Below are 24,009 nucleotides of genomic sequence, written 5' to 3' on the forward strand. Positions count from 1 at the left end.
AAAGTCAAAAATAATTCTTAATTCTCTCTACAGCCTATACCCTAAATCCTTTCCCGACTCCCGTACGGGCGGGTTTAGCAAAAGAATCATGCTGAGGGCAATCGATCTTCGCTCAAAACCCGTCCCTACAAACCGACTCCCCTGTACGGGCGCACAACTGTGCGCCCCTACCGACTCCCCTTCTTTAGAATTTTTAACAAATTTTCTCATCAAATCGTTCTACTGTAACGATTTAGGTGGAATACTAAATACACTCGCAAACTTTGTTGGTAGTAGTTGACTATAAAAGTTGAGAAATTTAGCATGAGCAGTAATTTAGCAACAAAACTCCGTGAAGGGACGAAAAAAGCCCACACAATGGCAGAAAATGTTGGTTTTGTCAAGTGTTTTTTAAAAGGAGTAGTAGAGCCAACTTCTTACCGCAAGCTGGTTGCTAATCTCTATTTCGTCTACTCAGCGATGGAAGAAGAAATGGAGCGGCATCAACAGCACCCTATTTTATCAAAGATGTACTTCAAGGAATTGAATCGCCAGCGCAGCTTGGAGCAAGATCTGAAGTATTATTACGGCAACCAATGGCGCGAGCAAATTAGTTTATCTCCGGCTGGGGAAGCTTACGTGCAGCGGATACGGGAAGTCTCTAATACTGCCCCAGAACTATTAATATCGCACCTTTATACTCGTTATTTGGGCGATCTTTCTGGCGGACAAATCCTCAAAGGTATTGCTCAAAGAGCAATGAATCTTGCGGATGGGCAAGGCACTGCTTTCTATGAATTTGCTGAAATTTCTGATGAAAAGCAATTTAAAAACACCTATCGGCAGAGACTAGACGAATTACCAATTGATGAAGCCACAGCAGATCGCATCGTTGAAGAAGCTAATGCTGCTTTTGGCATGAACATGAAGATGTTTAACGAATTAGAAGGTAATTTGATCAAGGCGATCGGTGTTATGTTATTCAACAGCTTAACTCGCCGTCGTAATCGTGGTAATACCGAGCTAGCAACTAGCAATTAGTTATTGGTTATTGGTTATTAGTCATTGGTCTTATAAATAACAAATGACAAGTGACAAATGACAAATGACAATTGACAACCACATACAATCCTGGGGATGAGGTGATAAAAATGTCATCGTGTCTTCAGGATTGTCTGCTGTTGAAGATGTAGAGACGTTACATGAAACGTCTCTACATCTTCGATGAATTACACACTTACAAACTATCAATACACTCTAGTGAATCATTAGTTGGTTTATTGACTTTAGTACTGACGGGATATGAAACCATTGCCTCTGACGAGTATGGCTGTAACAATGGTTGTAGCTCGTCTGGTTCTTGAATTTGAGGATCGAGCCACTGATTATAGTCTTCTGGTTTGAGAATAACAGGCATCCGGTCGTGAACCGATCGCAAAAGAGAATTAGCTGTTGTCGTCAGCAGAGTGCAAGAATCAATTTTCTCGCCGTCTGGTGCTTGCCAAGTTTCCCACAAACCTGCAAAAGCAAAAGGTTGCCCATCTTGTAAGCGAAAATAAAAGGGTTGTTTTTTGCCTTTTTGTGACTGCCATTCGTAAAAGCCATCGGCAACAACTAGACAACGGCGGCGACGAAATGCAGAACGGAAAGCGGGTTTTTCAGCAACGGTTTCTGCTCTAGCATTAATCATTTTTGCACCCATCGATGCATCTTTTGCCCATGAGGGAATTAAACCCCAACGTAACATTTGAAATCGACGGCGATCGCCATCTGATAAAATGGTTGGGACTGGTTGAGTAGGTGCAATATTATATCGTGGGGCTAATTCGGGAATTAAAGAAAGCTGAAAGGTAGAGGCGATCGCTTCTGCGGGTTGGCTGAGGGTAAATCTACCACACATAAAACTATTTTGGTAATGGGTAATTGGTAGTTGGTGAGTGGCTAGTGGCTGGTGACTAGTGGAACCAGACTCAATTCTTGTCACTGGTTCCACTAGTCACTGATAACTGATTTTGACTTTTGACTTTTAACTTTTAACTTCTTTATAATCGTTACGTCTTCTACCCAACGAAAGTCATGCTCAAGTTGTATGATTTTTTACCTTCGGGGAATGGTTATAAAGTTCGGCTGTTGTTAACTCAGCTTGGGATTCCCTTTGAGCGAGTAGAAATTAATATTCTTAAAGGTGAAAGTCGTACTCCAGAATTTCTCAAGAAAAATTCTAATGGACGCATTCCAGTTTTACAGTTGGAATCGGGAGATTTTTTAGCAGAATCGAATGCTATTCTCTTCTATTTTAGCGAAGATACTGAATTTTTGCCTGCTGATAAATTGCTCCGCGCCCGAGTTTTACAATGGCTATTTTTTGAGCAATACAGTCACGAACCTAATATTGCTACTCCTAGATTTTGGATTACGGAACTTGGTAAAGCAGATGAATATCGGGAAGCGATAGAACAGAAACGTCAAGCTGGTTATGCTGCGCTTGGAGTGATGGAACAACATTTAACTCAGCAGAAATTTTTTGTAGGCGATCGCTATTCTATTGCTGATATTGGCTTATTTGCCTATACTCACGTCGCCGATGAAGGAGGTTTCGATCTATCTCAGTTTCCAGCAATTCAAGCATGGATAGAGCGAGTTAAAGCTCAACCGAATTATATTCCAATTACGCAACAACAATTTTGACATTATTGTTTTGGGGTGCGTTAACAACGCACCCTACGATTGAAAGGAGAATTAGAAGCGGAAAGTCGTGCGGATAGTTGCTAACCAAATGTCGTTGTTATCTTCAATATGACCTGGGTTAGTCACGAGAACCACACCTGGAGTAATGAATAGATTGTCACTGACTCGGAAACGGTAGAACATTTCAAAGTGCAGTGAAGTTGCTTCATCTTTTACTCCTACCCTCCTTGGCAATCCTTCCCGTTGAGCAGTTGGTCCATCGCCAACTCCCACTGTATCTAAGTTACGGTTATTATCAGTTACAGGAACTTCTGGTTCGCCTCTACGAGAAGTTTCAAAAAAAGGTACGGGTGTACCGCGCGTTTCAGGTCCCGCATCAACTAGTTTGGGTGGCATACCAAAGAGAAAGGCAAATAAATCTCCTTCTCTACCAAATGGATCGGATAGACCGAGAGAAAATAGATATGTGGCTGAATTAGCAAAAGGTTTCTTATTTGAGGAACTGCCAATACCATCAGGAGTGCCATCGGCTATTCCATCACCATTCAGATCTTCAGGGGTAGCATCACCAGAAAGAGGAAAGTTAGGAAGGCGTTCTAAGAAATTGGTAAACATATAGCCTCCCCAAGCACCAAACGTTAATTGACGAGAGATACGCCATTGCAACGTTGCGCCAACAGCATTGGTTTTGGCAGCTAAATCTCCGATAAAATAACGGCAGCATGGGTCAAATCCAGAGTCATTTGCTTGGTCAATTGGTGAAGGAACGGATGAACCAGACCACAAACCATTTGTTTCTGCATTGACGCTACCTGTATATGTACCTAAAGTTCCATCGCTAGTGTAAGCATTGACAAAAGTTAAGCCAGTAATTAGGTTATTAGTTGGCGTTGCTAACAATTGCACGCCTAGTGCGCTGCGGTCTGCGCCAAAAACCCCACTGTCTGGATTCCCGCTTCCTCCAGTACCATAAGCTACTTGTAACCGGGCATTTTTGGCAAATAACCAGTCAAAACCTGCTCCTGCATCTAATACGCCACCAATTTTGAAAATTGGACTAGCCTCGCCAAAGCGAGAAATTGAGCCTCTGCCAGTGTCAAAGTAAGCTGAGTTGGCGGAAAGAACGTTACTGAGACTGAAGCCAAAAGGAATGACGCTAAAGACAACGCGATCGTTAAAGGCAGGAAATCGATATTCTAGTAAGTCTAAAACAACATCATTGTTTAAACCTGCTTGGTAAGATAACCGTGCCATGTAAGTATTGAGAGACTCTGCATTGGTGAAGCCGCCACCGTCAAAGTTGCCTGTAACTAAGTATGTCCGTAGGCGATCCTTACCTGTAAATGATGTTTCTAACCCTAATCGAACCAAGTGGGCGAGAACAGTATTTTTATCTGCATCATCTCGGTTTAAACAATCAACTTCTGGATCTGAATTGCGATCTCTTAAGTTTAACTGGGGTACTAATTGTTCAAAAAAAGGTCCTCTATCGTCTGGAAAAACCCTACATCCCCCAGAGGGATCGCCGCCAAAAGCACTGGCTACACCAAAGATAACTTCTCCACCTAAAACGGTAGTCGTGGAAAACTGATTGGCTTCTAACTCGGCTGCTTGCGCTTCTAAAGCGTCAACTCGACCCCGCAAAGTTGCTAATTCACTACTAAATTCCGATTGCAGGCGATTTAGGGTTTCTAAATCTTCTTTGCTGACGACATCTGCCGAACCAGCCGTAATCAGTTCGTTAATCCGATCCATAGCTGCATTCAAACCTGCGGCAAACTCGTAGCGCGTCATGGCACGATTGCCTCGAAAAGTCCCGTCAGGATAACCTGCAATGACTCCATAGCGTTCTACTAAAGACTGCAATGCCTGAAACGCCCAATCAGTTGGTTGCACGTCTGACAGTTGAGATACGGATGTGACTTGTGCCAGTGTCGAAGATGTGTCTTGAATTTGTTGAGCTGTATAGTTGAAATCTGTATCCGGTGTTGCTGGTGCTAGAGGCGCTAGGGTAGCCGCACTAGTTCGGTTTGCCTCAGACTTTTTTAATAATTGAGATGTTATTTGAGTTGGCTGAGATATTGCTATATCTGTCTCGCCTGCATGTACTGCGGTTGTTTTAAATACAAGAGCAGAAACAGCTATGGGTGTTGTCAATAGCAAGATGGAAAATATGGAAAAAGTAGATTTGATCCTCACAGTTACTTCCCTCTGATCCACAATTCAAGGCGTTTAATTTGGCATAGAAAACTTACAGAAGCTTGAGCAAACTTCTGTTGAAACTCGGTGCTGACCCTAAGCAAATAAAATTATTTTATTTCTTAAAAGCTAGAATGACACGATCGCGATAAATACAATCCAATTAACTAAAAATCTTAATTTTTATTTGTAATATTATTTGAGAAAAACAGATTAACGTAGGGTGGACATTGCTCACCCTACAGATGATAGGATTTGAAATGAGCTGGCAAATATAAGCTTTTTTTCATATCCGATCGCCATACTATTTCAGTATTAAATACAGAGAGCGATCGCTAAAAAAATATAGCTTTAACTACGAAAATTACGCTCCCGAAATAAAGATTTTGCGCTGCTGAAACTCTCCTACTTGAGCAAAGCGTAAAAAAGTATTTTCTTACTCTGGGCAGCGTTCTTCACTCGTACCGAGTAAGACTGTACGACTACCTGCTGAGGGACAATCTCTAACAGCGGCGTGTTTGAAGTCACGGCTGAAGGTCTTGTAAATATCATCGATCGTGTCTGCCGATCGCGGTCTTTTTTCTGGCATTCCCTGGCTGACAACAGCAGGCTGCACGGGAGGCGGCTCAAATTTGATATAGGGAAACACGCCTGCAAGCGGTTGAATTTTTTTCGCTTCTTCGGTGAGGTCGGAAACTCGAATTCCCAAATTGAATTTACTTTGAATCGCAGTTTGAGCTATGGAGTTTCCTGCCATTAGGGAAGCTACTAAAGTTCCTGGTACGGAGACACTAGTTGCTTCACCTGCGCGTCCGTGAATTCCAACTAACTCGCCGCGATCGTTAAAAACGGGACCCCCACTCATACCCCGCTGCGTTTCACAACTGTATTGAATGCTGTAACCTCCATCCGTAGTGCGAGGGGTAATTCTAATCACTTCGCCAGGAGCAAATAACCTTTGCCGTCGCGCCGTTTCATCTCCAGGATCGGGCCAGCCAGAGACAAAGGCTCGTTCGCCTTGGTTAGGGCTACCTGGTAGGTTTGCTAAAGGATAGTTCTTGTCACTCTTAAATTGGACGATCGCGACATCAAGCCCTTGAATAGTTTCGCCACTTTCGCCCTGTTCTTTTCCCATTGGGACGATATTCGATCGCGTACTTTCGTCGTCTACGGGATAAACTTCGCCATCAAAGGTACGTACCCCGTAAAAACCACCTCGACCGCGGACAACGTGCAAGTTAGTCGCCACGTAGTAAATGTTGCCGCGCTTAGCGATAATGACTCCAGAACCTGGGTTAAACTCACGTCGAGCTTCAACATCACCTTTTTGCAGGTCTTGACCGACAACCACTGTTGTTTGCGAGGCGATCGCGTCAATTTCCGTTTGATTCAACGTTTTGGAATCAGTAACAGGCTGAGTTTGCTGGGCGATCGCATCTGCTTGTACCGTGAGTCCTGTCATCTTGCTAGTAAAAGCGATCGTCGTCGCAGCAGTGACAACTCCGGCTATAAAAATTGTATATTTTAAATTTCGAGTTTGAAAAAACTTTTTCCAGCCATTCATAATAAAGTCAAAAGTTAAAAGCTAAAAGTGAAAACTGAGGAGTCAGAAGAATATAAATACCAACACGCACCACTCACCACTGCCAATCACCTACTACCCATTACCCATTACCAATAACAATTTAGATCTCATTTTGCGATTGAGGTTGAGCCAAGTTTTTGTCAACTTGATGCTGAAAAGCAGCAATTGGAATCGCCCAGCTCAGCGCTTCCATTTGATTAAATAGTTCTACCGATGGCTTTGTACCATCGGCAAATGTAAACACATCAATGCCTTGAAGTGGATATTTCAAGCGACCGTTGATCCCAATCAGTTCTCCTTTTTGATTCAAAACAGGTCCACCACTCATCCCTTGTTCGACTTCGTTGGTGTAACCTAAACTGTATCCTTCTGGTAAAGTTCGCTCTAAGAGTAAAGCAACAGTTCCCGTTGTCAGCCGAAATGCTTTCATTCCCCAGTTACGTGTTTCTTCAACACGACTTTTATTGAGGAATTGATAATTGGGAAAACCAGATGCATAGACGCGATCGCCTTTTGTTAAGGCAAGTGAATTTCCTAAGACAGCAACGCGATAGGATTTAGGGCTATCAAATTGTAGTAAGGCGAGATCGACACCTGCTAAAGTCTGCGTCAAGCGGCGGGCTGGATGAGTCGCGCCATCAGCAGTGAGAATGGTATATTCGCCCTTCTGACTACCTGCTACTACATGGTCGCAGGTAAGAACGGTGTATGTCTGAGCCTGACGTTGTACGATCGCTCCAGAACCCATACTTGTTTTTGTCAATACTCTGACTGTCACTTGTTGAGCAACTTCTACTATTGCCGAACTTTTTACTGGATCTACAGGTGTTGTAGTCGCAATTTTTTCAGTACTAGCATCAGATTTTGTATTCGGTTTTGATGGCATAAACCATAAGAATGCAGCGATCGCCAGCAGTCCGAGGTTAAATAAGACAATAGTGGCTGATGATAATTTCACTGTCACTGCATCCCAATTCCAATCGCTTGATCGACTGTCATGCGTGAATTACGAGGTTCGAGTTGGCGATCGCTCTCAACCTCTACTACTCATGCATTTACCTTATTCCGCTGACAACGCTCGCTCAATTTCTTCTCCAAAAGGTGCATAATATTGTGGCGCACTTTGTTGGACTGCCGTACCCGTTCCTTTCAGGCTGAAAGTCACTAATTGTTCGAGAATTTGGCGTTCTTTGCCTCGATCTGATTCGCGCAATGTCATTAGAATATTTTTCCGGTTGCAGATTTCGTTTCGACTGCCCACATAACAAATGACTGGTTTGCTGTTAACTCGTCCGTATGTCAGTTGCAAGTTTCTCAGCTTCCCGCCTTTAGCTGCTACAACCTCACTCAAGCGATCGCTAACTATTTTACAACGCTCGTGCGGCGTGTATTGCGTCCCAAATTCATTGCTGTTCCAGGTAATCACTGGTGCTGTGATCCGTTCGCCGCGTTTGGCGATCGTGGCATAGCCCTGACCTGAAGCTATGCAATGGAAGGTCGTCGCACCCCCAGCGCTAGCTACTGCTTCTGCTCGGACGAACTCGTTAGCTATTCCGAACCCACTTATAACTGCGATCGCTGTTGCTAAATATTTAGTAAATTTTTTTAAATTTTTAGTTGTGTGATTGCCTATCATCGCTCGTACCTCAAGGGCAGTTAAAATTTCAATTACATTCACAGTCAGCTCAAGTACCCTGAACTTGACAAGTCTGCTTGACGAGACTAGCGTATTTGAACTATACCGCGATCTACATCCAAATATGCTACGATTCCGGTCAATTTTTGAAAAAAAATATAAAATTATACTTCAACAGCTATTTTGTATACGGAACATACTTATAAAAACACTTCATATACGTACTAAAGAAGTCAAAAGTTAAAAGTTAAAAGTCAAAAGTCGGGAAAGAGTGGTGCGAGATCGTTCTCCCCCAGTTTCCCCAGCTCCTCCAACTTCCTCCTGCTCATGCGCTCCCTACTTAACCGTCAAATCTCCGACCAGTCTTGAATCAGGATTTGAGCTTGGGAATAGAGAGGACTGTCTTGAGGAATTTGTCTGGCAATAGCGATCGCTTCAGCAAAGTTACTACTTCCTGCGAGTTGCTTGGCATGTTCGAGATGACACTCATTTAGTATTGCCTGCGCTTCGGCGTAAACTGTTGAATCGCGGGTAACTGTCTCAGCTCTACTCGCACAAGCTTCGTATCGTGCTTGATGTTTTAAAGTTTGAATTTCATCGATAACTTGAGCTGTCAGACGAAACTGAATGTATGAATAAACTACTGCTCCCAGTGCCACAATACCAACACCAATAGCCGCACCGACAAAAAATAAAGTAGAGGTGGATAAGCGGCGATGACGCGCTGGTGGAGATATTAAAATTGAATCGTCCGTGTTGGAATTAGTTAGATTACTCTGCTGTGCGGCAGGGAACTGAACGTTTGCCCGAACTTCTTGCTTATGGGGAGGTAACAAGGTGTCTGGCAGCGATGTCGAAGGAATGACTTCTGTTTCTGTTGGCTGTGGAGGTATGTAGGCTCTAGTCGTTGCCACGTCAGGTGTGACAGGAACAGATGGTTGTGGGTGCGTGGGTGCAGGTGGAGATGGATGAAGAGAATTATCGATCGCTGCTTCAGGCTTGTGGGTAATAGTAGCTTTTAATACTTTTTTTAATTGCTCTACGGAGGCAAAGCGATCGTTAGGTGATTTTTGCAAGCACTGCATGACAGCTGCTTCTAGTTGCGGCGATAAATTTTCGCAACCAGGCTGTAACCTGATGGGAACCGGTGGTTTTGTCTTGTGTGCCATTGCCCAACCCATGCCCGTAATCGAATAGGCTTGAGCGCCAAAACCAAATGGATCTGTGCCGCTGAGGAGTTCGTAGAGGATGACACCCAAGCTGTAGATATCTGCTCTTGCGTCTATAGTGTTGGCAGCCCGCAACTGTTCTGGAGCAGCATAGCGAAACGTGCCGATAAATCCATAAGTCAGATTCGTGCGATCGATCGATTCATCGCGGATTTTGGCAATTCCAAAGTCCAGAATCTTCACCAATTCTCCCAATGCTGTAGGCACGACAAATATATTGTCTGGTTTGAGATCGCGATGAACTACCTTGACGTGTTCGCTGGCTGTCGCTCCACTCCACCAGAGATCGATGCCTGAGTGAGCTAGACGCAATCCTTCACAAACCTGAGTCACAATTTTGATCGTTCGCTCGACGGGTAACCGTTGCTGTTGTTTCAGCAATTGTTTCAGGCTGTCCCCGCGCAGATACTCCATGACATAGAAAGGATGACCTTCATCTGTAACGCCATAATCGCTCACATTCACGATATGATCGCTTTTTAGGGCTGCACAAATAGCAACTTCCCGCTCGAACCTCTTCCTCAAAGACTTTGACGCTGCTAATTTGTCTTTTAGCAACTTCAATGCTACGTGTTGTCCTAATAAGGTATCCATTGCCAGAAAAACATCGCCCATTCCGCCTGAACCCAAGCGCCTCTCCAAGCGATAGCGTTGGCGATCGCCAATACTCCGACCAATCCAGGTTTCTGGCTGAGCAGGAAATGTCATGGAGCTTTCTCTATGTGTTGCTTCTGGACTTGTTGCCTTTTTTGGGCGTGCGATCGCGAACGAGACTATGATACTACTATTATTGCTTGAGCAGTTATCAGTTATCAGTGGCTAGTGGCTGGACTCAATTCTTGTCACCAGTCACTAACCACTAGCCACTCACTCTAAATCGAAATATTATCTAAAAGTCGGGCGGGTTTGAGTTGTAGAGGCGTTGCGCCATGTTCGTATTCGTCGGGAAAAATTGCTCTGACGCGCTTAACGACTGAAATCATATAACCGTAGTCTGGCGCTGAGCTGTTGGGAATGTATCCTGCTTCTTGCGCCAAAATCGAGGGGACTCCATTCATGATTTGGTAAATTTGCTGGCGCAGGTTTTTGTCTACGTTAGGTGCAACCAAAACTACGCCAGGAGGGACTTCGTGCGGATCTGTGTGGAGAATGCGAAACTCAGTGGGGCTGAAATACGAACTGTGTAGGTACAATTCTTCTTTAGAAAGAGCGCCTGCTGTAGCTTTCCCTGTAGCAACCCATTCCAAAACTGTTTTAGGTGTGGGTGCAAGCATAATCTCTGCTAGAGTTAGACCGTAGAGATTGTAAATGGGAAAAAAATATCCGGTAGCCGAACCTGGTTGTCCGAGGGCAAGCGGTTGATTTTGTAATTCTTTTAACTCAACGATCGGATTATCTTTGCGCACGACTAAAATAGAGCGCAAATTAGCGATGCCCTGAAGTGACAATATCGGGGTGTATCGGTGTTGGTCGATCGCGATCGCAGCTAATCCAGGCTCGGCAAAAGCTAAAGACCAAGCATGATTCCGAATTCGTTCTAGAGCCTTATTTTCGTTAAAAGCAGGTTCTAATTGTACGATAACTCCAATTTTTTCACTTAAATATCGAGTAAATTTGGCATAACGATTGATGGTCTGTTCCCCTGCGTTATAACTGACTACACCGAGAACTAAGCCTTGGCGCTTGCTCGATAGCGATCGCACCCCACATGCTGTAAGTAGAAATAATTGTAAAAGTAACGTACGGCGGGAGAATTCGGAATTCGGAATTCGGAATTCGGAATTCGGAATTAATATATTCTTTTTAGAAGCTTCGCTCATTTTAAGAGACGACGGCAAAAATCGGCGGCTTTTTGAGGATCGGGAATTTCATTGGCTAATCGATTGACTAATTCCAACTCGGAAATTTGCATTCCAGATTTTAGAACTTTTTGAATGAGAATCGGCGCGATCGGTCCAATCAGATCGATTAAAGTTTTTTCACACCGTTGAATAAAATTAGTATCGAGTGCTGACTGCGCTAAATTATTGGATAATTGATTATGGGAAAATTTATTGCCGTTGGTGTTGTGGGTTTGAGATTTAGCTGTTGACTCGGCTTCGATCGCTTTTGCCTGACGCTCGAATTCTGCTTGTTGCTTGGCAGGCAGGTAAACTGAGAGGTTTTCTACCAACTGCTCGACGCTGTATGATTGAGCTGCTACTTGTCGAAACACAGTAGTCGCAATCGGTCCAGCAAATTCTGTAAACAGCTTGACTAGCGATCGGTGTTGGGCTGACAGGGATACGTCGGTAGCTTCTAACGGGACTCGGGGCGCAGACAGACGTTGGGTAAAGTCAGGTGGAAAAGTTGGATCGGGTAGTTGAGTGGTCGTTAGTTCGGATGGGTGTGCGGGAGGAGGCAATGTCGCAATTGTCGTTGCTGCACCTAAACCTGGGACAATTGTATTATTCGCCAGATCGATCGCTACGGCAGCTTGCAAGGCACGACTTAACTCGTCTACAGAACTAAAGCGATCGCGGGGCGATTTCTGCAAGCACCGCATGACGACGGCTTCTAGTTGTAGTGAAAAATGCTCGCACCGAGGCTGCGATCGCAACTGAATCGGGGGCTTGGAAGCATGAGCGAATACCCATGACATACCGCTAATCGTATTGCTATTGCGACGGAAATTAAACCCAAATGGGTCGGTTCCAGTCAGCATTTCGTAGAGAATTACGCCGAGGCTGTAAATATCAGCACGTTCGTCTACTTCTGTCCCTAGCTCAAACTGTTCGGGAGCTGCATAGTGAAAAGTCCCAATAAAAACGTTCGTCAGATTGGTAAATTCATTTGTATCGTTACAAATTTTAGCAATACCAAAATCGAGAATTTTGACGAGTTCTCCCAATGCAGTAGGAACGAGAAAAATATTATCTGGCTTGAGATCGCGATGGACGACTTTGATCTGCTTGCTAGCGGTTGCTCCATTTTGCCATAGGTGTACGCCTTGATGCGCCAACCGCAAACCTTGACACACTTGGATCGCGATCGACAGACTGCGTTCGAGACCCAGCTGTTGCTGCTGGCGTAGCAGTTGTCCTAAGCTCTGTCCTTGCAGGTACTCCATGACGTAGAAGGGATACCCCTCATCGGTAACGCCATAGTCGCTGATATTCACGATGTGATCGCTTTTGAGCGCAGCGCAGAGAGTCACTTCTCGCTCGAACCGCTTTCTCAGATCGGCTGATTCTGCTAGCGATCCTTTGAGGATCTTTAAAGCGACTAGTTTGCCAATCGGTACGTCCCTGGCGATGAAGACATCTCCCATTCCGCCCGCGCCTAGATGTTGTTCTAGTCTGTAGCGCTGGCGTTCGCCAACGCAGCGACCGAGCCAGTTGTCTTTTTGTAATGGCGAGTTCATGGAGCAGAGCGCATTAAAACTGGTATGAAAATAAATGTTTGCCAACAGTATAGGCGATGACTTCCAAGCTAGATGCAACTAAGCCTGCCAAAAATATATTTCTTTCATCACCATTAAAGCCTAATATGAACTTTTACTGCTAAAATTTTTTGAGGAAGGCAGAGGGTAAAGGGCAGAAGAAAAGAGTTGCAATTCGCCCTTTAGATATGCGGGGTTGAAGCTCCTAATATTTGTATAAGATAAAGTATAGATCGAGATATATTTCAAGACACAATCGCCGAAATACGCTGTCTCGATCGAATCTCCTAAACCTACGTAGATTTGTGTAGCAAACCGCGATCGCACTGCCCGCTGATTGAGATTGAGGAGATAATTCTCCTATCTGCTTTTTCCTCTTGCTTGCCTAGCAGCCTCGATCGAGGCAATCGGCTATGAGCCGATTGTTTATAGCTAGCAATATCCAATGAGAATGCGTGTTTCTCGTACTAACCGCTAACATCTGAATGTTTGTGTGCTTGACAGCAAGCGCGCCTGACACTAGCTTTTAGCTTAGTCTGAAATCTTTATTTCTCTTTAAATACTATTTAATTGTATTGGCAGATACTATCATACGTTGCTGCTCGACATTGTAACAAGACCTTGTAACAGATGTTGTAACAATATGTGCAGAACGTGCATAGATCGAGTGAGTTGAGAGTATAAAATTTTAATGAAATTGGAGAGAACCCGAATTTTCGGTAATATACTGCAATCTCAGAGAAAAATTTTCCAGCTACGACATCAAACTACAGAATAATTAAAAAAATAAAAATATTATGATTCAGTCTTCTGCACGTCTGGAGATTGGTAGACGTGACGGTAGTAAGCAAGAGTTTCTACTCAACGGCGACGTGGTGAGAATTGGTCGAGCGGGAGATAATAACTTAGTTTTGAGCGAAAGTAATGTTTCGCGCTATCACGCTCAGCTGGCGCCCCAAGGTATAAGTGGATACTTACTTACAGATTTAGGAAGTAGTACTGGCACTTTTGTCAATAATGCTAGGTTGGCTCCTAGTCAACCGAGGCAACTCAAAGATGGAGACACGATTAGAATCGGGGGTTGCGAGTTGCGCTTTTGCGGTGTTGAGGAAGTCACTACAGGTGCAACTGCAACCCAGATGACGGGGATAGGGACGACTGTTGGCTTTGAAGCCACAAATTTTGCTGCACCACCGCAAGCAATTCAGACTCAGATCGTAACACCGATATTGCGGGTGACGACTCCAGCGGGAACGCAAGATATTCCGATTGTCAAAAACCAGATGACGATCGGTCGCGATCCTAGTTGTGATGTCCCGATTAATTTTCCCCAAGTTTCGTCACGGCACGCCGAATTAGTCGAGCGTCAAGGCAGCTACACGATAGTCGATCTAGGGAGCAGAAATGGGTTGTTATATCAAGGGCAACGCATTAGCGAACGGCGGTTAATGGATGGAGACGCGATCGCGATCGGTTCTGGAATTACTCTGACTTTCCAGACAACTGCTACCGACCAAGTACCAAGTATTACGCATCAACTGAATCTGAGCAATCGCAATAATTTAACGATCGGTCGCGACGAGCAGAACGATATTGCAATCGACCATCCAACCGTATCGCGCTATCATGCCAGAATTTCGCGTCAAGATGGGACGTTTGCGATCGCCGACCTCAATTCCAGTAACGGTACTTTTGTCAACGGCAAGCGCGTCAGCGGTTCGCAGTCGCTCAGACCTGAAGATACAATTCGCATCGGTCCGACTCGCTTTGTCTTCAACGTTGACGAGACTTTAGTGAGCTTCAACGAAGAAGGGAATCTGCGTCTGGATGCCGTCAACTTAACGAAGGTTGTCGGTAAAGGCACGACCTTGTTGGATGACATTTCGTTGTCGATCTTGCCGCGAGAATTTATCGTAATTGCCGGAGTCAGCGGTGGCGGTAAATCGACCCTCCTCGATGCACTCAACGGTTTTCGCCCTGCTACAAGTGGGATGGTACTGGTAAACGGAGAAGATTTATACAAAAACTTTAATGCCTACCGTACCGAACTCGGTTACGTCCCTCAAGATGACATCATTCACAAAGAATTGACGGTCAAGCAAGCGCTCGATTTTGCCGCTCAGTTAAGGATGCCTTCAGATACCACTCCTGGCGAACGTCAAAAGCGGGTGCAAGAAGTTTTGACAGACTTAGAATTGCTGCAACGCCAGGACGTACCTGTAAAAGCATTGAGCGGCGGACAGCGCAAGCGGGTATCGATTGGAGTCGAGCTAATTACCAAACCCAGCTTATTTTTCCTCGATGAAGCGACATCCGGTCTTGACCCTGGTACGGAACTTCAGATCATGAAGTTGCTACGCAAATTATCAGATCAGGGACGGACGATCTTGCTGATTACTCACGCCACGAAGAACGTGACGCTGTGCGATCGCGTGGTATTTTTGGCGAAAGGGGGACGAGTCGCCTATTTTGGTCCGCCAGCAGAAGCAATTGACTATTTTGGGGTGGAGGAGTTCGATCAGATCTACGGCAAGGTAGAACACGAACTATCACCTGAAGAATGGCAGCAACGCTTTAGAAACTCGCGTCACTATCACAAGTACGTATTAGAGCGCCAACAACAGCTGCAAATGCCCCAAATGGCACAAAGAAGCCATCGAGCCAAACAGAAACCAGGTAGCACAATTAAGCAAGTTTCGGCATGGCAGCAGTTTATCATCCTGTCGCGTCGCAACTTAGCAATTTTGATGCGCGATCGCGCTGGCTTGTTTTTGATGGGTGCGATCGCGCCAATTCTCGGCATCATGGATTTTGTAACTTGGAAGCGAGACGTTTTCAATCTTCAAGAAGGTGATGCCGGACAAGCAATCACGATGCTATTTACTACCGCTTTAATTGCGGTAATTGTAGGCAGCTTAGCTACCATGCGCGAGATTGTCAAAGAACAAGAAATCTATCGCCGCGAACGCATGATCGGGCTGAAAATTTTGCCTTATATCATGTCTAAAGTTTGGATTGGGGTCATAATAGCTCTATATCAAGCAGCAATCTTCTTGTTATTTAAATGGCTGGCGATCGAGCTTCCTGGTGGCACGCCAGAACTGTTCAATATGTATGTCACTCTCTTCCTGGCTACTCTAGCTGGGATGGTGATGGGGCTTCTAGTATCGGCGATTTCGCCCAACCAAAACGTAGCACCCCTACTCACAATTATTTTCCTCGTACCACAAATTACATTTGGTGGGGGGATGTTACCTGTAGAGACGTTTGGTCCTCCAGGGCAGCTGATCAATCGCATCACAATTACAAAGTGGTCTTTTGAGTCGTTAGTCACGATCTCCCAAATGGGTGAAGACGTAGCAGATGATTCCTACTGGAAACTAGCAGAAAAAGAAAGAAAAAAACAAACTGCCGAACAGAAAAAAAAGAGCCAGTGCTTAGGTAAAGCACTGTTTAAAAAATGCGTTTTTCCAGGTCTAAAATCTAAATACGACCCAGTAGTAGATAAGCCAGAACCAGTTAAGCCGAAAGATCCTGGCAAAGCTCCCTCAGATCCTAGAAAACTCGATGACTATGAAAAGAGAGTAGACAAATACAAAAAAGATGTAGATGTCTGGCAAAAAGAATATAGCGAGTGGAAAGGAAAATATGAGGGTGCGATCAAGAGTGCAGAAGGATTGATCGAACGCTTTAAAAAAGACTATGGTGCTTCATTTAAAGTCAATTTAGCTTGGCACTGGTCTATGCTGGGAGTGCTAATAGTTGCTATGTTTGCCCTTCTATTTGGAGTCCAGAAGCGCAAAGATATTGTTTGAATATAAGCTATACGATAGCTGGCTGTAGAGATGTAAATTACATCTCTACATTTCTATTCACAATATTTCTATTCATAATTTAAACATCGAAGTTATGCTGCAATACTTACAACGAAAAGCAGTAAAGATCTTGGCATTGACTGTAGTGCCTTTACTTACTTTCACGCCAATAGTTTACGCTCAATCAGGTAGGATTGTTCCTGCTGCTGCAAACAAAAACAAAGTTTGTATTTGCGACCCTAAAGATCCTTTCGATCCGAGAGCAAGAATGCCTCAGGGTCCTTTTAAAGGTCGCTGTATGAGCTGTAAGCAACGCTCTGTAAGGTTACTATCTCCTTTAGAAACAATACCCTACAATGCTGCCCCAGATATGTTAGTCATTGCCAACTTCAACTATAAGGGCAAATACTGGGTTGCCAAAATTCCTAAAAATGCTGTGGAAGATGTTATTTTTCAGATTCAATATTATAACGTATTACCAAGCCCATATACTGCTCACAGTCAAATTCGTTTTCGCCTTAAACCAGGCTATGAAGCAATTTTAGTTCCACAGTCAATTGGTGTAGCGCCAACTGAAATTCGGATGCGAGATTTTGTGTATGCAGCAAATGCCATGTTGGTTGAAGGAGGTGAATGGAATCCAGCTACAGGATTATTCGATTTCTTCGCGATCGCCCATGAATTTATTAGCTTAGAAGATAGAATTAAAGATGCTTTTGAATACAAATTAACCGATCGAGTCGAGCAAATTAGATTGGCGTTGACTCCCCAACAAAAACAAGAGTTGCTGATGAGTGCAATCTTGCAAGGCGATCGCGATCGCACAAATTCGATGTACGATACTTTGAATAAAAATTGTACTTCCGAAGTATTACGAGCTGTCGATCGCACGATTGGTTACAATCCGAAACTAGCTCAAAAAGGCAAGCCAGAAGTTTTTATTAGTATGCCTACAGGTCCAGCAGTTGATGAAGCTCTGTTCAAGGGTAATTTAACACCCGATAAGTTGAACAAAATCATCATCGAACGCCTTGCCCAACTTTCCAAAATTCCCATACCAACACCGCCTTATGAAGCAATTGTAAGGCGAAAACTGGTAAACAGCAAGAGTAAAATAGCAAATTTAGAAGTGGAGTTCCCCAGAGAGTTTAATAGTAGCAGACCTTGAATAAGGGAGTAGGGAAAGATTTTAGATTTTAATTTAGATTTGAAATAGTGGAAGTTGTAATGACTGTATCAAAAAAAAAGAATAATTTTTACTTGTTAGGAAAAATGGTGGTATTGACAGCATTATCTACCTTTGCTGTGACACCAAGTGCGATCGCCCAAACAGGAAATGACTTATCATATTTCGTTACCAGTAGTGGTAGCAATGCTTGCGTTTGCAACCCCGCAGACCCTTTCGATCCGCAGGCGAGAATGCCTAAAGGTACTTTTAAAGGTCAGTGTTTGAATTGCGAACAACGTGCTGTCAAACTACTCTCTCCTAGTGAAGCTGCACCATATAAACCTGCGCCAGGATCGATGGTGCTTGCTAACTTCAAACATAAGGGCAAGTTTTGGGTGGCTCAAATTCCTCGGAATGCCGTTGCTGATGCGATATTTCAGATCCAGTACTATAGCGTTCTACGCAGTCCCTACAGCGCCCACGGACAGCTGCGATTTCGCCTCAAGCCTGGATATGAAGCAATTTTGGTACCGCAATCTAAAACAACTTCTGGAGTACCAAAAGCAGTTCGCGTGCGAGATATTGTCTATGTTGCTAACGGTATTGGCGTGAAGTCAGCAGGATGGAACCCAATTTCAGGATTAATTGATTTCTATGCTATTGCTCAAGAAATAACAGCTTTGGAAGATCGAGTGATAGATGCGGCTCAGTTTCCCTTTACGGATCGGGTAGAGCAAATTCGCTTAGCGCTAACTCCACAGCAAAAACAACAATTATTAATTAATGCTATTCATCAGAGCGATCGCGAAGGTACTAGTGTGATGTATGATACATTAAATCGTAACTGTACCACTGAATCGCTGCGAATTATCGATCGCACTATTGGCTATAATCCTAAAATTTTGCCCCAAGAACAGCAGGAATACTTTGTCAGTTTGCCTATGGGTGTCGATTTCAATCAAGCCGCACTCAATCGAGAATTGACTTCTGAAACATTGAATGAATTCTTAGCAGAGCAAATTAAAAAGATGCCTCCGATACAGTTACCCACTGCTCCTTATGATGCGATCGTGCGGCGCGGACTTGTCAACAGTCAGAGCAAACTGCCAAATCTAGAACAAGAATTTGCTGCGGAATTTAAAAATAAAAAACGTTAAATCTTTGAATTTTGTACATGCAGATTTTTTAATTAAATTCTTGTAAGCATTCGGTCTATGACATTACTCAAAAAAAACATAAATCTATTTTTAACTCAAGCTACACTTTGCTTGGGGCTATTTAGTACGGCTGTTCCAAGTCAAGCTCAAAATATTGGCAAAACGAATAGTGTAACTAATCTAAGATCTGTTCAGTTCGAGCGGTTATGCTTTCAGCGATCTGTAGCGTGTACGGACATTGGCAAAGCTGCTCATCTGAGTAGTGCTTTAATTTATCAGTTATTTGATACTGAAAGAACTGGAAATAAAACAAAACGCAGCAATGTTATTAATCAAATTAAACGTCTATACGGGGCTAAACAAATCGATGTTATTAATAAAAGAATGAAATTATCCGACTTTTTTCTGATTAGAAAAGAGCAGGATAAAATTTTTGGTGGATATGCTGTTCTCATCCGCCAGCCAGAAGTTGGGCAATTTGGGAAAAGAAAAGTTTCTTATGCGATCGCTTTTAAAGGCACGTATGTCGGCTTAGAAGATCCTAACGATCTTGCTGCTATTTCTTCTGGAGTGCCTGTAAATATGTATCGACGGGCAGCAGCTTTGATCCATGAAGGATTTAGAAATTATGCAGGTCAGGTTTTTAACGATATCAAATCTAAAGAACTACTTGTAGAAATTTTGAGCCTCCAAAAACAAGCAAATACTGAAGTTGAAATTTTAGTTACAGGGCATAGCCTTGGTGCTGCGTCAATTCTTTATACAGCAATGTTAGTAGATGCGGGAGTCTTACCTAGTAATATAAGAACAATTGTCTTTGGTGCGCCTGCATTCACGCAACCGAGCTTTGCCAATCGATATCGAACTGCGATCGCCAATACAACTAGAGTAGAAACGAAAGGGGATTTTTTCATTTACCAGCAGCGCGGGTACATGCAACCGATTTATAATACCCTTGGTTACGTTCCTTTAGGGAATTTAATCGCAGCTGAGCCAACTGAAAAGCTGAAAGAGTTGTGGCAAGAAAGAGATATTTTAGAACAACAATATCAAGCCTCTCAGTCGCCAAAAATAAAATCAGCTTATCTAGATTTAACTAAAAGAATTATTTTAGAACAAGCAAATATTCATGTAAAAAGCTATGGATATTTCTATGAATATTACTTGAGAACTCAAGGTCCTAATTTAACTAGAAGTGGTAACCGCTAATTGAGAGGTAGAACATGTGGGATTCAGAAATTTTTTAAAGAATAATGTTTTCTAGATATTTTAATGCTAATACTTGCATTTGCTCGAACGATCTTGATGCGATCGCAAACGCATTAACTTACATACTAGAGCAGGAAGAAGGTTGTTGTCGTATCCCTCAGCTTGATATTGGCTCAGTCGTCAAGCGTAGCACTAGAATAAAGTATACCTTATGGAAACTTACCCTATGGTTACTGCTATTCAAATAAAAACTTATACCGTCGATGAATTCCTCGAACTGGATTTACCAGAAGGAAAAACATACGAACTCATAAATGGTGTCATAGTACCCATAGCTGAACCTTCTGGAAAATATGAAAATTTACGGAGCGAGTTGTGGTTTGCGCTGAAATCGGAAACTAAGAGGGCTAACCTGGGGCTGCTAATTCATCCCCAACCAGTACTCGTACTAGGTAGAAAAGATACTCGCAAGCCTGACTTAATCGTAATCAAACGCGAAGATTGGAATCGACAAACTCAAAAAGAAGCAGTACTGAGAGAACCGCCTAGCATTGCAATTGAAATTGTTAGCACCAACTGGGAAGACGACTATAGAAATAAACCCCTTTGGTATGCTGCTTTTGGCGTACAGGAACTATGGATTATCGATCCGCTATTTCATCTCGATAGATATCCAGGTAGAAGAAATCCGAAAATCTTGCAACCGACAATTTCTGTGGGACAACTGGTAAATTCTGACAGCATTTTAACAGAAAAAGAATACCGCTTTGAAAGTTTTACAGAGAGCGATCGCATCAAATCTCAATTTTTTCCCAATTTAAATTTAACTGTAGCTGAAATTATTAATTTTGGAGAAGGGATTTAGCAGCAAGCCAAAAGTCAAAAATAAGAAACAAAAAAATATTCAGTAGGCTGATGCGATCGGGGATTGGAAGCCTTATGCTAGTACGAGTGAACTAAGTAGTAACTGTGAATGTCTGACCTCATCCTCTTCTGGCATCGTCGCGATTTGCGCATCTCAGATAATACCGGACTAGCTGCGGCAAGGCAACGAACTCAAAAGGTAGTAGGAGTATTTTGCCTCGACCCCAATATTTTAGAACGGGATGATGTCGCTCCCGTACGAGTCACGTACATGATCGGTTGTTTGCAGCAACTACAGCAGCGTTACGCCCAAGTTGGCAGCCAGTTATTAATTTTGCAAGGCGAACCCCGTGAAGCCATTCCAGCGCTGGCTACTGCCCTGAGCGCAAAAGCTGTATTCTGGAACTGGGATGTAGAACCATATTCTCAGGTACGCGATCGCACTGTCATCGAAACTTTAAAAGAAAAAGGCATCCAAGTTTTAGAAGAAAACTGGGATCAGATATTACATTCCCCAGACGATATTTTTACAGGTTCCAACCAACCCTACACTGTATTTACCCCGTTTTGGCGTAATTGGAGTAGCAAACCGAAAGCTGCACCCGCACAAGCATTACAAGACGTAGAAGGGTTGTCAGAACAGGAATTACAAACAGCAGAAAAAGTAGGCGCGATCGCCTTGCCTACAGCCAAAGATTTGGGGTTTAATTGGGAGAATGGCTTAGTTATCGAACCAGGGGAAACACCTGCACGAGAGAGATTAGAACAATTTTGCCATCGGGCGATCGAAGAGTATAAAGAACAGCGAAATTTTCCTGCTTATGATGGGACATCTCAACTAAGTGCAGCATTAAAATTTGGTGCGATCGGTATTCGTAGAGTTTGGGCTGCTACAGTTGAGGCAATGGAAAATACTCGTAGCGATGAAGCACAGACGAGTATTCGCGCTTGGCAGCAGGAACTTGCATGGCGAGAATTTTATCAACACGCCATGTATCATTTCCCCGAACTCGAACAAGGCGCATATCGACAACAATTTAAGAATTTTCCTTACGAAAATAACGAGGAATATTTCCAAGCTTGGTGTGAAGGCAGAACTGGCTATCCAATCGTCGATGCAGCAATGCGACAGATGAATAATATTGGGTGGATGCATAATCGTTGTCGCATGATCGTCGCAAATTTTCTCACCAAAGACTTACTCATCGATCCGAGATTGGGAGAAAAATATTTTTATCAAAGACTAATTGACGGGGATCTTTCAGCTAACAATGGCGGTTGGCAGTGGAGTGCTTCAAGTGGCATGGACCCTAAACCAATTAGAATTTTCAACCCTGCTAGTCAAGCCCAAAAATTTGACCCAGATGGAGAATATATTCGCGAGTGGTTGCCAGAATTGCGGTCTTTTGATACTGAAGAATTATTAAGTGGAAATATTTCCAAACGCGATCGCGCTGCCGTAGACTATCCTAATCCAATCGTGGATCATAAAATTCAACAGCGACAGTTTAAAGTTATTTATCAACAGCAGAAAGAATTATAGAGACGTTACATATAACGTCTCTATAATTCTCCAACCCCACAATACGAGATAATCGATCGCAGCATTAGAGGAAAGCAGTGAAAGTTTTAGTCGTAGGTAATGGGGGCAGAGAACACGCGATCGCTTGGGCTTTGTTGCGATCGCCCCAAGTGGAACAGGTATTTTGTACTCCTGGTAATGGGGGAACGGCAACGCTGTCACGCTGTCAAAATTTGCCCTACTCTGTGGATGATTTTGAACGGATCGGTCAAGCAGTCCGAGAACAGGGGATCGATCTTGTGGTAGTGGGTCCAGAAGTTCCTCTAGCTATGGGAATTACAGATTATCTCCAAGCTCAAGGCGCAATGGTATTTGGTCCTACCAAAGCTGGGGCGCAAATTGAAGCAAGTAAAGCTTGGGCAAAAGCTTTAATGCAGGAAGCAGGAATTCCCACCGCTAAAGCTGCTGTATTTACCCAGGAATCTGCTGCTAAAGATTATGTCACCGCACAAGGAGCGCCCATAGTCGTCAAAGCTGACGGATTAGCCGCTGGTAAAGGCGTGATCGTAGCCGAAACAGTCGCACAGGCACATCAAGCTCTAGAAGCGATTTTCGCGGGGCAATTTGGCGACGCGGGTAAGTTTGTTGTCATTGAAGAATGCTTAATCGGACAAGAAGCCTCTGTATTGGCATTGACAGACGGGATAACGATTCGTCCCCTACTACCAGCCCAAGACCACAAACGCATCGGAGAAGGGGATACAGGCGAGAATACGGGCGGAATGGGAGTGTATGCCCCTGCTCCCCTGGTTACGCCAGAATTAATGGCAAGGATCGAACGAGAGGTATTACAGAGAGCGATCGCCACTTTACGCTCTAAAGGCATCGATTATCGGGGCGTATTATATGCAGGTTTGATGATTGCTCCTACGGGGGAATTTAAAGTTCTAGAATTCAACTGTCGCTTTGGCGATCCTGAAACCCAAGCTATTTTACCTTTACTGGAAACCCCCCTAGAAGAGTTACTCGTGGCTTGTTGTCAGCAAAAACTAGGTGAATTGCCTCCCATCGCCTGGAAGCCGGGAGCCGCCTGTTGTGTTGTCGCCGCCGCCAAAGGCTATCCAGGTGCATACGAAAAAGGTCATGTCATTACTGGCATAGATGCAGCTGAAGCTTCGGGGGGTTGTGTATTTCATGCTGGAACCAGACTAGGACAAGGGGGAAAAGGGGGACAAGGGGGAACTCGCTCTTCCCGCGACCGAAGGGAGTGGGGATTAGGGGGCGAAGGGGGACAAGGGGGACTGAGAGAATCCCAACTCCCGACTCCCGACTCCCGACTCCCGACTCCCGTAATTACAGATGGAGGTAGGGTATTAGGTGTTAGTGGTGTAGGGGAGAATTTTGAGCAAGCGATCGCCCTTGCTTATGATGCGATCGCCCAAATCCATTTTGACGGCATCTACTATCGCCGCGACATCGGACACCGAATTCAGTGACTAGTGAATAGTGGCTAGTGACTAGCAAAGAGTCGAACCAC

18 protein-coding genes are annotated in these 24,009 nt (G+C 43.9%); 9 read left to right on the top strand and 9 right to left on the bottom strand.

The annotated features are described in order from the left end of the window. Positions 1–27: 27 nt before the first annotated feature. A complete protein-coding gene (locus CHRO_RS32615; protein WP_127024315.1) occupies positions 28–210 on the bottom strand; it encodes a hypothetical protein in 183 nt (60 codons plus the stop codon). Between the two features lie 93 nt (positions 211–303). Between CHRO_RS32615 and CHRO_RS19535 the strand changes: the two genes are divergently transcribed. Beyond that, positions 304–1,020, top strand: a complete 717-nt coding sequence (locus tag CHRO_RS19535) for a biliverdin-producing heme oxygenase (protein ID WP_015155947.1) — start codon at positions 304–306, stop codon at positions 1,018–1,020. 196 nt (positions 1,021–1,216) lie between these two features. Here the strand turns inward: CHRO_RS19535 and CHRO_RS19540 are convergent, their stop codons facing one another. After that, positions 1,217–1,879, bottom strand: coding sequence for an SOS response-associated peptidase (locus CHRO_RS19540; protein ID WP_041462551.1), 663 nt, complete (start codon positions 1,877–1,879; stop codon positions 1,217–1,219). A 176-nt stretch (positions 1,880–2,055) separates the two neighbouring features. On the opposite strand from CHRO_RS19540, the gene CHRO_RS19545 reads away from it, so the two are divergent. After that, a complete protein-coding gene (locus CHRO_RS19545; RefSeq protein WP_015155949.1) occupies positions 2,056–2,667 on the top strand; it encodes a glutathione S-transferase family protein in 612 nt (203 codons plus the stop codon). A 51-nt stretch (positions 2,668–2,718) separates the two neighbouring features. Here the strand turns inward: CHRO_RS19545 and CHRO_RS19550 are convergent, their stop codons facing one another. The 7 genes from CHRO_RS19550 to CHRO_RS29870 all read right to left on the bottom strand — a co-directional run bounded on the left by CHRO_RS19550 (position 2,719) and on the right by CHRO_RS29870 (position 12,719). Then, positions 2,719–4,866, bottom strand: coding sequence for an iron uptake porin (locus CHRO_RS19550; RefSeq protein ID WP_015155950.1), 2,148 nt, complete (start codon positions 4,864–4,866; stop codon positions 2,719–2,721). Positions 4,867–5,302: 436 nt separating this feature from the next. Further along, a complete protein-coding gene (locus CHRO_RS19555) occupies positions 5,303–6,430 on the bottom strand; it encodes a trypsin-like peptidase domain-containing protein (protein WP_015155951.1) in 1,128 nt (375 codons plus the stop codon). A 121-nt stretch (positions 6,431–6,551) separates the two neighbouring features. Next, positions 6,552–7,409: a S1 family peptidase gene (locus CHRO_RS19560; RefSeq protein WP_015155952.1), complete on the bottom strand. Its 858-nt coding sequence runs from the start codon at positions 7,407–7,409 to the stop codon at positions 6,552–6,554. A 102-nt stretch (positions 7,410–7,511) separates the two neighbouring features. Next, the gene (locus CHRO_RS19565; protein WP_015155953.1) at positions 7,512–8,087 is read right to left on the bottom strand and encodes a COP23 domain-containing protein; all 576 of its coding nucleotides are present in this window, start codon (positions 8,085–8,087) and stop codon (positions 7,512–7,514) included. A gap of 347 nt (positions 8,088–8,434) precedes the next feature. Beyond that, entirely contained in the window at positions 8,435–10,024 is a 1,590-nt protein-coding gene (locus CHRO_RS29865; RefSeq protein ID WP_015155954.1) for a serine/threonine-protein kinase, read from the bottom strand. Positions 10,025–10,188: 164 nt separating this feature from the next. Further along, entirely contained in the window at positions 10,189–11,136 is a 948-nt protein-coding gene (locus CHRO_RS19575; protein ID WP_015155955.1) for a phosphate/phosphite/phosphonate ABC transporter substrate-binding protein, read from the bottom strand. Then, positions 11,133–12,719, bottom strand: a complete 1,587-nt coding sequence (locus CHRO_RS29870; protein WP_015155956.1) for a serine/threonine protein kinase — start codon at positions 12,717–12,719, stop codon at positions 11,133–11,135. The genes CHRO_RS19575 and CHRO_RS29870 overlap by 4 nt, the downstream gene beginning before the upstream one ends. 815 nt (positions 12,720–13,534) lie before the next feature. Here CHRO_RS29870 and CHRO_RS19585 point away from each other — a divergent pair. From CHRO_RS19585 to purD, 7 genes are all read left to right on the top strand, one after another. Beyond that, positions 13,535–16,552: an ABC transporter ATP-binding protein/permease gene (locus CHRO_RS19585; protein WP_015155957.1), complete on the top strand. Its 3,018-nt coding sequence runs from the start codon at positions 13,535–13,537 to the stop codon at positions 16,550–16,552. Positions 16,553–16,646: 94 nt separating this feature from the next. Further along, positions 16,647–17,720 (top strand): lipoprotein N-acyltransferase Lnb domain-containing protein, encoded by a 1,074-nt coding sequence (locus CHRO_RS19590; RefSeq protein WP_015155958.1) that lies wholly within the window; start codon positions 16,647–16,649, stop codon positions 17,718–17,720. Between the two features lie 59 nt (positions 17,721–17,779). Beyond that, a complete protein-coding gene (locus tag CHRO_RS19595) occupies positions 17,780–18,877 on the top strand; it encodes a lipoprotein N-acyltransferase Lnb domain-containing protein (RefSeq protein WP_015155959.1) in 1,098 nt (365 codons plus the stop codon). A 57-nt stretch (positions 18,878–18,934) separates the two neighbouring features. Beyond that, positions 18,935–20,086, top strand: coding sequence for a lipase family protein (locus tag CHRO_RS19600; RefSeq protein ID WP_015155960.1), 1,152 nt, complete (start codon positions 18,935–18,937; stop codon positions 20,084–20,086). A gap of 226 nt (positions 20,087–20,312) precedes the next feature. Continuing rightward, positions 20,313–20,951 (top strand): Uma2 family endonuclease, encoded by a 639-nt coding sequence (locus tag CHRO_RS19605; protein WP_015155961.1) that lies wholly within the window; start codon positions 20,313–20,315, stop codon positions 20,949–20,951. 108 nt (positions 20,952–21,059) lie between these two features. Beyond that, entirely contained in the window at positions 21,060–22,493 is a 1,434-nt protein-coding gene (locus tag CHRO_RS19610; protein WP_015155962.1) for a cryptochrome/photolyase family protein, read from the top strand. A gap of 77 nt (positions 22,494–22,570) precedes the next feature. Next, positions 22,571–23,968: a phosphoribosylamine--glycine ligase gene (purD, locus tag CHRO_RS19615; protein ID WP_015155963.1), complete on the top strand. Its 1,398-nt coding sequence runs from the start codon at positions 22,571–22,573 to the stop codon at positions 23,966–23,968. The last annotated feature ends 41 nt before the right edge of the window (positions 23,969–24,009 follow it).

This window comes from Chroococcidiopsis thermalis PCC 7203 (assembly GCF_000317125.1).
Classification (GTDB): Bacteria; Cyanobacteriota; Cyanobacteriia; order Cyanobacteriales; family Chroococcidiopsidaceae; genus Chroococcidiopsis; species Chroococcidiopsis thermalis.

What these genes read in the sequence shown, in the direction of transcription:
- CHRO_RS32615 (WP_127024315.1), bottom strand. Translation starts at nt 210, where the DNA reads ATGAGAAAATTTGTTAAAAATTCTAAAGAAGGGGAGTCGGTAGGGGCG.
- CHRO_RS19535 (WP_015155947.1), top strand. Translation starts at nt 304, where the DNA reads ATGAGCAGTAATTTAGCAACAAAACTCCGTGAAGGGACGAAAAAAGCC.
- CHRO_RS19540 (WP_041462551.1), bottom strand. Translation starts at nt 1,879, where the DNA reads ATGTGTGGTAGATTTACCCTCAGCCAACCCGCAGAAGCGATCGCCTCT.
- CHRO_RS19545 (WP_015155949.1), top strand. Translation starts at nt 2,056, where the DNA reads ATGCTCAAGTTGTATGATTTTTTACCTTCGGGGAATGGTTATAAAGTT.
- CHRO_RS19555 (WP_015155951.1), bottom strand. Translation starts at nt 6,430, where the DNA reads ATGAATGGCTGGAAAAAGTTTTTTCAAACTCGAAATTTAAAATATACA.
- CHRO_RS19565 (WP_015155953.1), bottom strand. Translation starts at nt 8,087, where the DNA reads ATGATAGGCAATCACACAACTAAAAATTTAAAAAAATTTACTAAATAT.
- CHRO_RS29865 (WP_015155954.1), bottom strand. Translation starts at nt 10,024, where the DNA reads ATGACATTTCCTGCTCAGCCAGAAACCTGGATTGGTCGGAGTATTGGC.
- CHRO_RS19575 (WP_015155955.1), bottom strand. Translation starts at nt 11,136, where the DNA reads ATGAGCGAAGCTTCTAAAAAGAATATATTAATTCCGAATTCCGAATTC.
- CHRO_RS29870 (WP_015155956.1), bottom strand. Translation starts at nt 12,719, where the DNA reads ATGAACTCGCCATTACAAAAAGACAACTGGCTCGGTCGCTGCGTTGGC.
- CHRO_RS19585 (WP_015155957.1), top strand. Translation starts at nt 13,535, where the DNA reads ATGATTCAGTCTTCTGCACGTCTGGAGATTGGTAGACGTGACGGTAGT.
- CHRO_RS19590 (WP_015155958.1), top strand. Translation starts at nt 16,647, where the DNA reads ATGCTGCAATACTTACAACGAAAAGCAGTAAAGATCTTGGCATTGACT.
- CHRO_RS19595 (WP_015155959.1), top strand. Translation starts at nt 17,780, where the DNA reads ATGACTGTATCAAAAAAAAAGAATAATTTTTACTTGTTAGGAAAAATG.
- CHRO_RS19600 (WP_015155960.1), top strand. Translation starts at nt 18,935, where the DNA reads ATGACATTACTCAAAAAAAACATAAATCTATTTTTAACTCAAGCTACA.
- CHRO_RS19605 (WP_015155961.1), top strand. Translation starts at nt 20,313, where the DNA reads ATGGTTACTGCTATTCAAATAAAAACTTATACCGTCGATGAATTCCTC.
- CHRO_RS19610 (WP_015155962.1), top strand. Translation starts at nt 21,060, where the DNA reads ATGTCTGACCTCATCCTCTTCTGGCATCGTCGCGATTTGCGCATCTCA.